At 67.3% G+C, this 13,240-nt stretch carries 12 protein-coding genes and 1 pseudogene; 6 read left to right on the top strand and 7 right to left on the bottom strand.

Annotated features, from left to right (window positions below; translation table 11 throughout):
- Window positions 1–17: 17 nt before the first annotated feature.
- From boxB to CDO44_RS16375, 5 genes are all read left to right on the top strand, one after another.
- A complete protein-coding gene (boxB, locus tag CDO44_RS16395) occupies window positions 18–1,445 on the top strand; it encodes a benzoyl-CoA 2,3-epoxidase subunit BoxB (protein ID WP_087781332.1) in 1,428 nt (475 codons plus the stop codon).
- Between the two features lie 14 nt (window positions 1,446–1,459).
- Window positions 1,460–2,746, top strand: a complete 1,287-nt coding sequence (gene boxA / locus CDO44_RS16390; protein ID WP_087781331.1) for a benzoyl-CoA 2,3-epoxidase subunit BoxA — start codon at window positions 1,460–1,462, stop codon at window positions 2,744–2,746.
- Window positions 2,747–2,757: 11 nt separating this feature from the next.
- Window positions 2,758–3,543, top strand: a complete 786-nt coding sequence (locus tag CDO44_RS16385) for an enoyl-CoA hydratase-related protein (protein WP_087781330.1) — start codon at window positions 2,758–2,760, stop codon at window positions 3,541–3,543.
- 125 nt (window positions 3,544–3,668) lie between these two features.
- On the top strand, window positions 3,669–4,469 hold the full coding sequence (locus CDO44_RS16380; protein ID WP_087781329.1) for an enoyl-CoA hydratase/isomerase family protein: 801 nt from the start codon (window positions 3,669–3,671) through the stop codon (window positions 4,467–4,469).
- 43 nt (window positions 4,470–4,512) lie between these two features.
- On the top strand, window positions 4,513–4,956 hold the full coding sequence (locus CDO44_RS16375) for a MaoC family dehydratase (protein WP_087781328.1): 444 nt from the start codon (window positions 4,513–4,515) through the stop codon (window positions 4,954–4,956).
- Window positions 4,957–5,013: 57 nt separating this feature from the next.
- Here the strand turns inward: CDO44_RS16375 and CDO44_RS16370 are convergent, their stop codons facing one another.
- The 3 genes from CDO44_RS16370 to CDO44_RS16360 are packed head-to-tail and all read right to left on the bottom strand — an operon-like array spanning window position 5,014 to window position 7,404.
- Window positions 5,014–5,292 (bottom strand): DUF6587 family protein, encoded by a 279-nt coding sequence (locus CDO44_RS16370; RefSeq protein ID WP_087781327.1) that lies wholly within the window; start codon window positions 5,290–5,292, stop codon window positions 5,014–5,016.
- Between the two features lie 17 nt (window positions 5,293–5,309).
- Complete coding sequence (gene feoB / locus CDO44_RS16365; RefSeq protein ID WP_087781326.1) at window positions 5,310–7,157, bottom strand: ferrous iron transport protein B; 1,848 nt, start codon at window positions 7,155–7,157, stop codon at window positions 5,310–5,312.
- 4 nt (window positions 7,158–7,161) lie between these two features.
- Window positions 7,162–7,404, bottom strand: coding sequence for a FeoA family protein (locus tag CDO44_RS16360; RefSeq protein WP_087781462.1), 243 nt, complete (start codon window positions 7,402–7,404; stop codon window positions 7,162–7,164).
- Window positions 7,405–7,628: 224 nt separating this feature from the next.
- Here CDO44_RS16360 and CDO44_RS16355 point away from each other — a divergent pair, with 224 nt between their 5' ends.
- Window positions 7,629–7,847, top strand: coding sequence for a hypothetical protein (locus tag CDO44_RS16355; RefSeq protein ID WP_087781325.1), 219 nt, complete (start codon window positions 7,629–7,631; stop codon window positions 7,845–7,847).
- A gap of 102 nt (window positions 7,848–7,949) precedes the next feature.
- Here CDO44_RS16355 and CDO44_RS16350 read toward each other — a convergent pair.
- From CDO44_RS16350 to CDO44_RS16335, 4 genes and pseudogenes are all read right to left on the bottom strand, one after another.
- A pseudogene (locus CDO44_RS16350) lies at window positions 7,950–8,793 on the bottom strand (UDP-2,3-diacylglucosamine diphosphatase); the annotation flags it as partial.
- Window positions 8,794–8,871: 78 nt separating this feature from the next.
- A complete protein-coding gene (locus CDO44_RS16345; protein ID WP_158213310.1) occupies window positions 8,872–9,783 on the bottom strand; it encodes a triacylglycerol lipase in 912 nt (303 codons plus the stop codon).
- 11 nt (window positions 9,784–9,794) lie between these two features.
- A complete protein-coding gene (locus tag CDO44_RS16340; protein WP_087781322.1) occupies window positions 9,795–10,568 on the bottom strand; it encodes a tetratricopeptide repeat protein in 774 nt (257 codons plus the stop codon).
- A 192-nt stretch (window positions 10,569–10,760) separates the two neighbouring features.
- On the bottom strand, window positions 10,761–13,025 hold the full coding sequence (locus tag CDO44_RS16335) for a TonB-dependent receptor (protein ID WP_369824685.1): 2,265 nt from the start codon (window positions 13,023–13,025) through the stop codon (window positions 10,761–10,763).
- Window positions 13,026–13,240: the final 215 nt, after the last annotated feature.

Genomic DNA, 13,240 nt, shown 5'->3' with positions numbered 1-13,240 from the left:
CACCACGGAGTCGAGACATGTCGAGCATCAACTACAGCGAGAAGATCCCCAACAACGTCAACCTGTCGGAAGACCGCACCCTGCAGCGCGCACTGGAGCAGTGGCAGCCGAACTTCCTGAGCTGGTGGGGCGACGTGGGGCCGGAAGGCAGCACCAACTACGACGTCTACCTGCGCACGGCCATCAGCGTCGATCCCCAGGGTTGGGCCCAGTTCGGCCACGTGAAGATGCCGGACTACCGCTGGGGCATCTTCCTGAATCCGGCCGAAAAAGACCGCAAGATCCACTTCGGCGACCACATGGGCGAGCCCGCCTGGCAGGAGGTGCCGGGCGAGCATCGCGCGAACCTGCGCCGCATCATCGTCACCCAGGGCGATACGGAGCCCGCGTCGGTCGAGCAGCAGCGTCACCTGGGCTTGACCGCGCCGTCGATGTACGACCTGCGCAACCTGTTCCAGGTCAACGTCGAGGAAGGGCGCCACCTGTGGGCCATGGTCTACCTGCTGCACCGCTACTTCGGCCGGGACGGACGCGAAGAGGCCGAGGCGCTGCTCGACCGCCGCTCCGGCGACGAGGACAATCCTCGCATCCTGGGCGCCTTCAACGAGAGGACGCCGGACTGGCTGTCCTTTTTCATGTTCACCTATTTCACCGATCGCGACGGCAAGTTCCAGCTGAGCGCGCTGGCCGAGTCGGGGTTCGATCCGCTCGCCCGCACCACCAAGTTCATGCTGACCGAGGAAGCCCACCACATGTTCGTCGGCGAATCGGGCGTCTCGCGCGTGATCCAGCGTACCTGCGAGGTCATGAACCAGCTCAAGACCGATGATCCCGCGCGCATCCGCGCCGCCGGGGTGATCGACTTCGGCACCATCCAGCGCTACCTGAACTTCCACTACAGCGTGACGATCGACCTCTTCGGCGCCGACGAATCGTCCAACGCGGCGGCCTTCTACAGCTCCGGCCTGAAGGGGCGCTACGAGGAAGGCAAGCGCACGGACGATCATCGGCTGCGCAACGAGAACTACAAGGTGCTGGAGGTGCGCGACGGCAAGCTGGTCGAAAAAGACGTGCCCATGCTCAACGGCCTGAACGAGGTCCTGCGCGACGACTACATCAAGGACTCGATGGCGGGCGTGGGCCGCTGGAACAAGGTGATCGAGAAGGCGGGCATTCCCGTGCGCCTGACCGTCCCGCACAAGGCCTTCAATCGCCAGATCGGTTCGCTGTCCGGCGTGCGCGTCTCGCCCGAGGGGCAGGTCGTGTCGCAGGCGGAATGGGACGCGAAGAAAGACGACTGGCTGCCTACGGCCGAGGACCGCGCCTTCGTCGCTTCGCTCATGGGCCGCGTGGTCGAACCCGGCAAGTTCGCCAACTGGATCGCGCCGCCCGTCATGGGCATCAATCGCCAGCCGGTGGACTTCGAGTACATCCGGTTCAACTGAGCAGCGGCTTCATCATGGATACGCCAGTTCAAACGGTCGTCATCAAGCAGCACCTGATCGACCCGGAAATCTGCATACGCTGCAACACCTGCGAAGCGACGTGCCCGGTCGGCGCCATCACGCACGACGACAGCAACTACGTCGTGCGGGCCGACGTGTGCAACGGGTGCATGGCCTGTGTGCCGCCGTGCCCCACCGGCGCGATCGACAACTGGCGGTCCGTGCCCAAGGCTGCGGCCTACGGCATCGAAGAGCAGTTCACCTGGGACACGCTGCCCGACGAGCTGACTCCCGAGCAGCTCGCGGCGGCCGGCGCCGAAGCGATCGACGAGCTGCCGGCCACGGCCGAAGCCGAGCCGGCCGCCGGTGCGCCGGATGACGCCTCCGCCGGCGAGGCGCCGTTCAACTCCGCGGCCTACGGCGCCACCACGCCGCCGTGGTCCGCCGCCCATGCCTATACGAACCTCTACGGACCCCGCAATCCGATCACCGCCACGGTGGTCGGCAACGTGCGGGTCAACGAGCCAGGTACCCAGAACGAGACGCATCACATCGTGCTCGATTTCGGCTCCATGCCGTTCCCGGTGCTGGAGGGCCAGTCCATAGGCATCGTGCCGCCCGGCGCCGACGCCCAGGGGCGCGCGCACCACGCGCGCCAGTACTCCATCGCCAGTCCGCGCAACGGCGAGCGGCCCGGCTACAACAACGTGTCGCTGACGGTCAAGCGGGTGACCGCCGACCACCAGGGCAACCCGGTGCAGGGGCTTTGCTCCAACTACGTGTGCGACCTCAAGGTGGGCGACAAGGTCCAGGTCATCGGGCCGTTCGGCGCATCTTTCCTGATGCCCAATCATCCGCGATCGCACATCGTCATGATCTGTACCGGCACCGGCAGCGCGCCGATGCGGGCGATGACCGAATGGCGCCGCAGGCTGCGCGGCAAGGGCCGTTTCGAAGGCGGCAAGCTGATGCTCTTCTTCGGCGCGCGCACGAAGGAAGAACTGCCGTATTTCGGCCCGCTGATGAGCCTGCCCAAGGATTTCATCGATATCAATCTCGCGTTCTCGCGGGCGCCCGGCGCGCCCAAGCGCTACGTTCAGGACCTGATGCGCGAACGCGCGGCCGACCTGGTCGAACTGCTGCAGGACGCCAACGCCCATTTCTACGTGTGCGGCCTCAAGAGCATGGAGGAGGGCGTCGTCCTCGCACTGCGCGACGTGGCGCTGCAGGCCGGCCTGAACTGGGAGGCGATCGCCGCCGTGCTCAAGCGCGAAGGACGCCTGCATCTGGAAACCTACTGAAGCATCGCAACATGGAAACCCTGCAGATAACGAAAAACGAAGCGGGCGTGGTGCGGGTGGAGATGGCACGGCCCGAGGTCTTCAACGCTTTCGATGAGCGGATGATCGGCGAGCTGGCGCAAGCCTTCACCGAGCTCGGGGCGGACCCGGCGGCCCGGGTCATCGTCCTGTCCGGACGCGGCAAGGCCTTCAGCGCGGGCGCGGATCTGCAGTGGATGCAGCGCGCCAGCCAGGCGAGCGAAGAATGGAACCTGGAGGATGCGCGCCGCTTCGCGGCGATGCTCGACGCCATCGCCTCCTGTCCCAGGCCGACCATTGCGCGCGTGCACGGCGTGGCGCTGGGGGGCGGCGTGGGACTGGCCTGCGCCTGCGACATGGCAGTGGCCAGCGGCGACGCGCGCTTTGCCGCCAGCGAGGCCCGCTTCGGGATTCTTCCCGCTGTCATCAGCCCCTATCTCGTCAACGCGGTCGGCAAGCGCCACGCTTTGCGACTGGCATTGACCGCCTCGCGCATCGACGCCCAGGCGGCCCTGCAGATGGGCCTGGTACAGCATGTGGTGGAAGCGGCGGAGCTGGATGCCGCCGTCGACGCCATCGTGGCCGACCTGCTGGCCAACGGTCCCCAGGCCCTGGCCGAGATCAAGACCCTGTTCCGGCAATTGGAAGTCGGCCCCGTCACTTCCGACGTCCGCGAGCTCACCGCCCGCACCATCAGCCGCGTGCGCGGCACCGGCGAAGCGCGCGAAGGCTTCGCCGCATTTCTCGAGAAGCGCCCCGCGGCCTGGAACCGGTCGTAGGCGGGGCGTCAGCTCAGCTCCCGCCATGCCGGCGCTCGCCTTGCCCCGCGGCGCATCGCCATCCAGGACGGGATGGCGCGCGCCTCCTCCCAATCAGGAACGGCCACCATCGAAGGAGACTTCCCATGCCTCGCCAATTGAGCGTAGACACGCCCGACTTCCACATCGACATCGGCGACGATGGTGTCGCCGAACTGGTGCTGGGCAAGCCCGGCGGCATGCCCGTCCTGGCCGCCCAGGGCCATGCCGAACTGGCGCGCATCTGGTCCCGCCTCGGCCGTGAACCCGGCGTGCGTTGCGTCCTCGTGCGCAGCGAAGGCAAAGGCTTCTGCGCCGGCGGCCACATGGACGTCGTGCAGGGCATGCTGGAACGCGAAAGCGAGCGGCTGCGCGTCATGCAGGAAGCGCGCGACATCGTCCAGGGCATGATCGACTGCGATCTCCCCATCGTCTCGGCCATCAACGGCGCGGCCGTGGGCGCCGGAGCGGCGCTCGCTCTGCTGGCCGACGTCTCCATCGCGGCACGCGGCGCGAAGCTGATCGACGGCCATACCAAGCTGGGCGTGGCGGCCGGGGACCACGCCGCCGTCATCTGGCCGCTGCTTTGCGGCATGGCCAAGGCCAAGTACCATTTGCTGACCTGCGCGCCGCTCGATGGCGAAGCCGCCGAACGCATAGGGCTGGTCAGCCTGTGCGTGGACGATGCCGAGCTGCTGTCCACGGCGCGCGGCATCGCCGCGCAACTCGCGGCGGGCAGCCCCACCGCCCTGGCCTGGACCAAGCGCAGCCTCAATCACTGGCTGCGCGCCGCCTGGCCGGCGTTCGAGCATTCGCTTGCCATGGAGATCATGGGGTTCGCGGGCGCGGATGCGCGCGAAGGGCTGGCGGCATTGAGCGAGAAGCGCGCGCCCCGTTTCGGCGCGTGACGGACGGCAGGCGCATGGCGCCAACGACAAGGAGAACGATGCAATGAGGTTTGCCGATTTCCTGCCCGGCATGATCATCGAAGCCGGCCCCCGGCGGATCGAGGAAGCGGAGATGCTGGCCTTCGCGCGCAGCTACGACCCGCAATGGTTTCATGTGGACAGGGAAGCCGCCGGCGGCGGACGCTTCGGAGCGCTGATCGGCAGCGGATGGCAGACCTGCGGCATCGCGATGGAATTGGCCGTGCGGGCCGCGCTGCACGATTCCGAGTCGTTCGCGTCGCCCGGCGTGGAGCAGGTGCGCTGGCCCAACCCCGTGTACGCCGGAGACGAGCTGCGCTTGCGGGCGGAGGTGCTGGAAGTCAGGACCTCGCGCAGCCGGCCCGAGCTGGGCGTGCTGCGCTGGCGATGGCATTTGCTGAACCAGGACGGCAGGGAGGTCCTGGAGTTGACGGCCACCAGTCTTTTCGACTTGCGGCCTCGAACTTAGGATCCGGGCTTCCAGGGGCGGCGGGTCTTCGGTCCTCGCGAGATCGCGCGCGGGTGGCTACTTGCGCACGTGGAGCTGCACGGGCTTGGTTTCGCCGGGACCGCAGGTCCCGCACGTATCGCAGCCGCTGCCGCATCCGGCGTCAGGCGTGGCCGAGCCCAGCTTCCTGCCGAACGCCCGCAGCCAGGCCGCCTGGCCCGGACGATCCAGGCGGCGCGCCAGCCAGGACTGCAGGCGCATGCGCGTCTTGGGCGCGAACCGGCCGAAGGCCTTGATCGCGCACGCGGCGACGATCACCGCCACCAGGGCGACTTCGAACAGGGAATAGGCGCTCATGAAAGCCTCCCGGGAAATCAGGTCAGCATCCTCGTCACCTGGTAGGTGATGAACGATGCGATGTAGGCGAGCCCGAACAGGTAGCCCGCGGCCAGCGCCACTACCTTCCAGGAATTGGTTTCGCGCCGGATCACCGCCAGCGTGGACAGGCACTGGGGCGCGAAAATGAACCAGGCAAGCAGCGAGAACGCAGTGGCCAGCGGCCATTGGGCCGCGATCAGCGGCGTGAGCATGGTCGAGGCGGCCTCGTCGTCCGCTGCCGACAGGGCGTACACCGTCGCCAGCGCGCCCACGGCGACCTCGCGCGCCGCCAGGCCAGGAATCAGCGCGATGGAGATCTGCCAGTTGAAGCCGATGGGCGCGAAGACGGTCTGCAGGGCCTCGCCGATGCGGCCCGCGAAGCTGTATTCGATGGCGGGGCCGGTGGCGCCCTCGGGCGGCGACGGAAAGCTGGACAGGAACCAGATCAGCACCGTCAGCGCCATGATGATGCCGCCCACGCGCGCCAGGAAGATGCGGGCCCGTTCGACCAGCCCGGTGGCCACGTCGCGCAGGTGGGGAATGCGGTAGGAGGGCAGCTCCAGCAGCAGCGAGTGTTCGGTGGTGTCCCGACGCAGCAGCTTCATGACCCAGGCCACGGCGAGCGCGCTGACGATGCCCGCCACGTACAGCACGAACAGCGTGACGCCCTGCAGATTGAAGACGCCGAGCACCGTCCGGCTGGGGACGAAGGCGCCGATGAGCAGCGTATAGACGGGCAGGCGTGCCGAGCAGGTCATCAGCGGCGCCACCAGGATGGTCGCCAGCCGGTCGCGCGGATCCTGGATGGTGCGGGTGGCCATGATGCCGGGAATCGCGCAGGCGAAGCTCGACAGGAGCGGAATGAAGGAGCGCCCGGTCAGGCCGGCGCCCACCATCATCTTGTCGAGCAGGAAGGCGGCGCGCGGCAGATAGCCCGACTCCTCCAGCAGGAGGATGAAGAAGAACAGGAACAGGATCTGCGGCAGGAACACCAGGACGCTGCCGGCGCCGGCGATGATGCCGTCGACCAGCAGGCTGTTGAGCATGCCTTCGGGCAGCGCCTCGCCTACCCATGCGCCCAGGGCGCCGACGGACGACTCGATCAGTTCCATCAGCGGCTCGGCCCACGAGAACACCGCCTGGAACATCAGGAACATGACCGCGGCCAGCGTCACCAGGCCCAGCACTGGGTGCAGCACCCAGCGGTCGATGGCATCGTCGACCGCCGCGGTGCGGCGCGGCATCGATACGGCCTCGCGCAGCAGCCGGTTGACTTCCTGGTGCAGGTCGGCATCGGGCGCCGGCCCGGGCGCCACGGCCGGCACGCCGCCGTCGAGGCGGGAAAGGAGCTGCGCAGCGCCGTCGCGCCGGATGGCGACCGTCTCGACGATGGGGATGCCCAGCGCGTTCTGGAGCTTGTCGCGGTCGATGTGGATGCCGCGGCGGGCCGCCGCGTCGACCATGTTCAGCGCCATCACCATGGGCAGCCCCAGGCGCTGGAGTTCGAGCACGAAGTGCAGATGCAGGCGCAGGTTGGTGGCGTCCACCACCGCCACCAGCAGGTCCGGCTTCTGTTCGCCCGCCAGGGTGCCCATGCAGACGTCGCGGGTGATGGCTTCGTCGGGGCTGGTGGCGTGCAGGCTGTACGCCCCCGGCAGGTCGAGCACGCTGACCTGCAGGCCCGACTGCGTGACGAACCGGCCTTCCTTGCGTTCGACGGTGACGCCCGCATAGTTGGCGACCTTCTGGCGGCTGCCCGTCAGCAGGTTGAACAGTGCGGTCTTCCCGCAGTTGGGGTTGCCCACCAGGGCAACGCGCAGATTCGACAAGGTAGTGGCGGACATGGGATCAGGAAGCGAGCGGTTCCACCACGACCCGCGCGGCCTCGGAGCGGCGCAGGGCGAAACGGGTAAAACCTATCTGGATCAGCAGGGGATCGGCGCCGATCGGGCCGCGCGCGACGATACGTACGCGTTCGCCCGCGACGAACCCGAGGTCGCGCAGGCGGACGGCGATGGGATCGGTCGGGAGGGCGTCTTCGACGGCGTTGACGGCGGCTTCATGGCCAAAAGGTAGCTCGGAGAGGCGGATAGCCATGGTGCTCGGTCGGCAGAAGAAAATGAAAACGATTACCAATTATAAAAGTTTTGCACCGTTCAGGGGCAAATGGCGAGGGAGCGAAGGGGAATTGCGCGTCCGGCCCCGCAGCGGCACGCGCCAGGGCGTAAGGAAATGCTACGCCCGCGGAATTTGGCGCGGCGGCGCGGCAGAGCATCGGTTATCTTGATGCCGTTACATCATCCAAGGGGGAAGACATGAAAGCATCCGTGGTGGTCGGGCTGTTGCTCATCGTGCTGGGCGTGGTGGCCCTGGGTTACCGCACTTTCTCGTACACGTCGGAAGAAACGCTGCTCAAGGTCGGCCCGGTCGAGGCCACGGCCGATACCAGGAAAACCGTGGCCATTCCGGTATGGGCCGGCGTTGCCGCCATCGTGGTAGGCGCGGCCGTCATCGTGCTGGGACGCCGCCGCTGATCGGGCTTCTTCCGGCCGGTTTCCGGTCTGTGCGAGGCTCCTTTAGGAGGAACAGGCCCTAGACGTCCGCGGTTTCGGGCCGCGGGCTTTCGCGGGCCGGCTGGGGCGCCGGCCGCGGCGCCAGCGCCGACGGCAGGGCTGGCAATTCCAGCGGCCGCCGGCGCTTGGTCTTGGCCGGCACCGGTTCGCCCGCGTCGGTCAGGTGCGTCCAGTAGATCAGGTGCAGCTGACCGTGCTCGTCCTCCACCAGGGCCGACAGGCTTTCCACCCAATCGCCGTCGTTGCAGTAGAGCACGCCGTCCACTTGCCGGATCTCCGGCTTGTGGATGTGTCCGCACACGACGCCGTCGTATCCCTGCCGCCTGGCCTCGTTGACGAGGACTTCCTCGAAATTGGTGATGAAGGAGACCGCGTTCTTGACCTTGTGCTTCAGGTACTGCGAGAGCGACCAATAGTGCAGCCCCATGCGGCGACGCACGCGGTTGAAGTGCAGATTGAGCCAGAGCGCGAAGGTATAGAGCGTGTCTCCCAGGTGGGCGAGCCACTTGCTGTGCTGGATGACGCCGTCGAACTGGTCGCCGTGCGTGACCCACAGCCGCTTGCCGTCGGCGGTCACGTGCACGGCGTCCTCCTGGACCTGGATGTCGCCGAAGGCGTAGCCGATGAACTGCCGCGCGAACTCGTCATGGTTGCCCGGTATGAAGACGACGCGGGTACCCTTGCGCGCCTTGCGCAGCACCTTCTGCACGACGTCGTTGTGAGCCTGCGGCCAGCTCCAGTTCTTGCGCAGCTGCCAGCCGTCGATGATGTCGCCGACCAGATACAGGGTCTCGGCTTCGTTGTGCTTGAGGAAGTCCAGCAAATGCCTGGCGTTGCAGCCAGCGGTTCCCAGATGCAGATCCGAGATCCAGATGGTGCGCCATTGGGTAGGGGGCGAGGTCGTCACGCTGGCAGGGAGGACGTTTCCATAACATGAATGGAAACATGGCGCGATGACGTGTTTGTGACGGCGCCCGGGCCGTCGTCAGGCCGCGTCGCTTTTCGCCGACGAGGGGTGCGGGTGCAGTTGCTCGAGGCGCTCTTCGAGGAAGGCGCGTACCGCGGGATCGTGCACCAGCGCCATGTGGGCCACGCGGCTCACCACCAGCGTGGCGGCGGCGCCCGGCAGCAGCGCCCGGCCGACCGGGCAGACGATGTTGTCGTGATGCGACGCGATGCAGGTGCAGCGATCGGCCACGTCCGGCCGTTCGGCGGCGCACAGCGCCGCGAGCCAGGGGTTGTCGGGCACCATCTGGGTGGCGCACACGCCGCGCCCGAAGCGCGCATGCCAGGTGCCGCGGTGCGGCGTGCCGATGGTGACGACGTGGCCGATGGGCGCGTCGGGCGCATGACGCAGCGCGGCCCGCGCCGCAAGGCCGCCCATGCTGTGGGCGATGACGGTAATCCGTGGGCATCCCGTGCGTGCCGCCAGCGCCGCGGCCTCGGCGGCGACCAGCCTGCCGAAATCGTCGATACCCGCCCGGGGCGGTTCCAGGTCGAGCGCGGCCACGGCCCATCCGCGCGCCGCCAGCCACGTATCCAGGTTGCGCCAGATGCCGCGGTTGCATCCGTAGCCATGCACCAGCAGCACCGCGCCCCGCGGGTGCGCAGGCAGGCGGGCAGGCCAGCGGTGGCGCCACGGGATGTCCACGTACATGTTGCGCATCGACAAGAGGATCTCGGCCGGCATGGCCGCGAGCCACCCGGGCGGGGCGGGTTCGCCGGAGCGATCGATGCACGCCTTGGCCAATCCGAAGCCGGCTGCGACGATGGCGGCGTGGACCAGCGCCGCGATGGCGAGGCTGGCGGCGAGCGCCGCGGGCCATGGCAGCCACGCCGACAGCGCCCACGCGGTCAGCCCGACCAGGATCGCCACTGCAAGCGTGAAGCCGCGCATGCCCCGCGCCATCATGCGGGTGCGCCTCCCGGCGCGCCTCGTCCGGCGGCGCATCGCTGCAGTTCCGCGGCCTGGGCGCGCACGCGCGGGTCGGAGGCCTGCGCGAAGAAGGCGCCTGCCTTGGCGAGGAAGGCGGGGGTGGCCGTCTCGGGCAGGCGTGCCAGCCATGGCAGCGCGGATTCGATGTCGCCGCGTTCGATCAGGAGCCGCGCGTAGTTGAACTGGCCGCGGAAGTCTCCGCCTTGCGCGGCGCGGCGGTAGTGGTCGAAGGCCAGGTCTTTGTCCACGGGCACGACCCAGCCGTCTTCATGGAAGCCGCCGAGGATGTTGATGGATTTCGCATGGCCGAGGGCGGCTGCGCGTTCGAACCATTCCAGGGCCTGGGCGCGATCGGCCGGCACGCCTTCGCCAAGGGCCAGCGCCGTGGCGTAGTTGTACATGCCCCAGTCCAGTCCCTGTTGCGCCGCGAGCCGGTACCAGTAGGCGGCCAGGACGAGGTTGGCGGGCACGCCCCAGCCGTGGCGATGGCATTGGCCCAGCATGTTCATCGCCATCGCATGGTTGGCGTCGGCGGCGCGCTTGAACCAGTACACGGCTTGTTCGCGGTCTGCCGGCATGCCGTGGCCGTCGAGCAGCATTTGTCCGAAGACGGCTTGGGCTTCGGTGACGCCGCCTTCGGCGGCGGTGCGTATCCAGGCCGCGGCGCGCTCACGGGGGCCGCGGAGGATTTCGGCGATGTCTTCTGCGGTGGCGGCGTTCAGTTGCCGGGGGGGAATGGGCTCCATCGGGCGCCGTGTGTTGGGATGACTGCCTGCGATTGTGCACCAGAACGTGGGGACGGGAGCACCGGTGGCCAGCGACAGCCCCACGCCACGTCCCACGAAACCCGTACTAGACCCAGGGCACAGCGGATCCGGCTCCGCCGGTCCGCCAGTGCCGCCCCCTGGGGGGGCGGGCGTCAGCGCGTAGGGGGGCTTCTAATACTTCAAGTTGACGCTCAGGACCGCCGCCCGGCCGGCGCCCACCGACGCGTAGTGCGTCGAGTAGGTCGAGGTGAAGTAGCGCTTGTCCGTGAGATTGAACAGGTTCAGCTGCAGGCTCACGTTGCGGTTGATGCGATAGGCCGCCATCGCGTCGAAGCGGGTGTAGCCGGGAATGTAGCGGCGCACGCCGCTAGTCGCGCTACTGTTCGAACCATACTGCTTGCTGGCGATGAAGACGCCGCCGCCGATGGAGAAATCGCTGTTCACCGCGTAGGTGGTCCACAACGTGGCGGTATGCCGGGGAGTGTTGGGGAACGCCTGTCCCCGCGCGGCGGCAGTGTCCCTGCCCAGGTCGCGGACTTCACTATCCAGGAAGGTGTAGCCTCCGAACACTTGCCAAGCCTTGGTGATGTTGCCCGAGGCGCCGAATTCGAAGCCGTTGATGCGGCGGTTGCCGGACATGGCATAGGTGCCGTCGGGCTGCGTCACGCGCGCGTTGGTGGTGTCGATGCGGAATATGGCGCCGGACAGTGCGAGGCGATTGTCCAGTACATTCCATTTGGTGCCCAGTTCCAGCGAACGGTTCTTCTCGGGGGCCATGTCCTTGGCGTTGATTCCCACGCCGTTGCGTCCCGGAGTCAGGCTCTGCGATTCAGCGCCTTGCCCCAGGCTGGAATTGGCCGGCGTCGAGGATGTGCCGTACGACACATATACGCTGCCGTTATGCGCCGGCTTGTAGATCAGGCCGAGCTGGTAGTTGAACAGCGTGTCGCTTCGGCCAACGTCGGCGGTCGGGCTCACCAATCCTGTCTTGTAGTTGTCGACGCGCAGCCCGAGGTTGGTCAGCCATTTCTCGCTCAGCTTGATGGTATCGAAGCCGTAGACCGAGAAGGTGGTGGACTTGAAGTGGTTGTTGCGTTCGCCTTCGACCGTGGAACCGCTCCACGGATCGTTCGGGTTGGGGTTGTAGAGGTCCGTGCAGTTGTAGCCGGAAGCTGCTCCCGTGCCCGCTGCGCAAGTCGTGGCGCCGGTGCCGCCCGGCAGGGTACGTGCCACGGTGTAGGAGCCGGTATCGGATTTTTCGCGGGACATCTCGATGCCGGTGTTGAAGCTGTGTTCGTAGCCGCCGAGGTTCGCCTTGCCGAACAGTTCCGTCTGGTTGGCGATCGTGTGCACGCCACTGGTGCGGGACTTCGCGCTGCGCCAGACACGACCATCGTTCACATTGCCTTGACTGTCGTCCGGGTTGGTCCAGACGTAACGCTGATCCACGGCCGTATAGCGCAGCGTGTTGCGTACCGTGAGGTTGCTGCTGATGTCGTGTTCGACGCGTGCGGTGGCCACGTCCGAACGGGTCTTGAAGAAATCGCTGGTCAGGCCGTAGAAGTTGTTCATGTCCACGGTGACCGGCCGGATCGCTGTCACGCCGGCGGGGACCTTGTTGCCGTACATGAACGGAATGCCGGAGTCGGGCGTGTCGTCGGTCTGCAGGTGAGAATAGCTCAGCGTGACACGGGTAGGTGTGTTCAGGCCCCAGGTGAAAGAGGGCGCGATGCCCCAGCGCGATACGTCCACCGAGTCGCGGCCGGGCACGTCGGCATCGTGAGCCATGGCGTTCAGGCGGAAGGCCATGTTCTCGCCCAGCAGCCAGTTGCCGTCCACCGTGGCGCGCTTGTAGCTGTCGGTGCCGAGGCCCAGGGTGGCATTGGTGAAGTTCTCAGCCTTGGGCGTCTTGGTGATCAGGTTGATGCTGCCGCCCGCGCCGCCGCGTCCGCCATAGGCGCCGTCCGGGCCCTTGGTGACCTCGATCTGTTCAAGATTGAAGACTTCGCGCGTCGTGGCGCCGATGTCGCGCATGCCGTCGACGTAGGTGCTCGACTGCGCATCGTAGCCGCGGATGAATGGCCGGTCGCCCAGCGGATTGCCGCCTTCCCCCGCTCCGAAGGAAATACCCGGCGTCAGGCGCAGCGCTTCGGTCAGCGTAGTGGAGGCGGAGTTCTCGATGACTTCCTGCGGAATGACCGTCACGCTCCTGGGCGTGTCCACCAGCGGGGCAGTGAATTTCTGCGAGGCCGATTGGTCGGCTTTGTAAGGCGTATCGGCTTGTCCGCGCACCGTGATCGGCGCGAGCTGACCGCTGGAGCGCGGCGCGTCTGCCGGGTTCGTGTTCTGCGCCTGCGCCTGGACCGCCGGCACGAAAGTCAGGGCGCCGATGGCGGCCGCCAGGGTATTGAACCGGAACGGGTTCGTAGGTGTCACCGTGAAATCCCCCGAAGGTGGGCGCGTTGCGCCCGGATGCGGGGCGGGTGTGGAGTCCCCGCCCTCGGTAGATGGACAGAATTGGAACGAAGAATGATTCGCATTCATCCGCAGCGGGGACAATAGTGTCGAGCACCTTACAAACGGCTGAACCAGGAGGCGCGAAGGAGAGAATTCGGGAGAAAAGCAACACTCGAGGCCCGGCGGGATCGCGG

Origin of the sequence: Pigmentiphaga sp. NML080357 (assembly GCF_002188465.1) — a bacterium.
GTDB lineage: Bacteria > Pseudomonadota > Gammaproteobacteria > Burkholderiales > Burkholderiaceae_B > Pigmentiphaga.
Note: the sequence above shows the minus strand (reverse complement) of the source record. Positions and strands in the feature narration are given on the sequence as shown.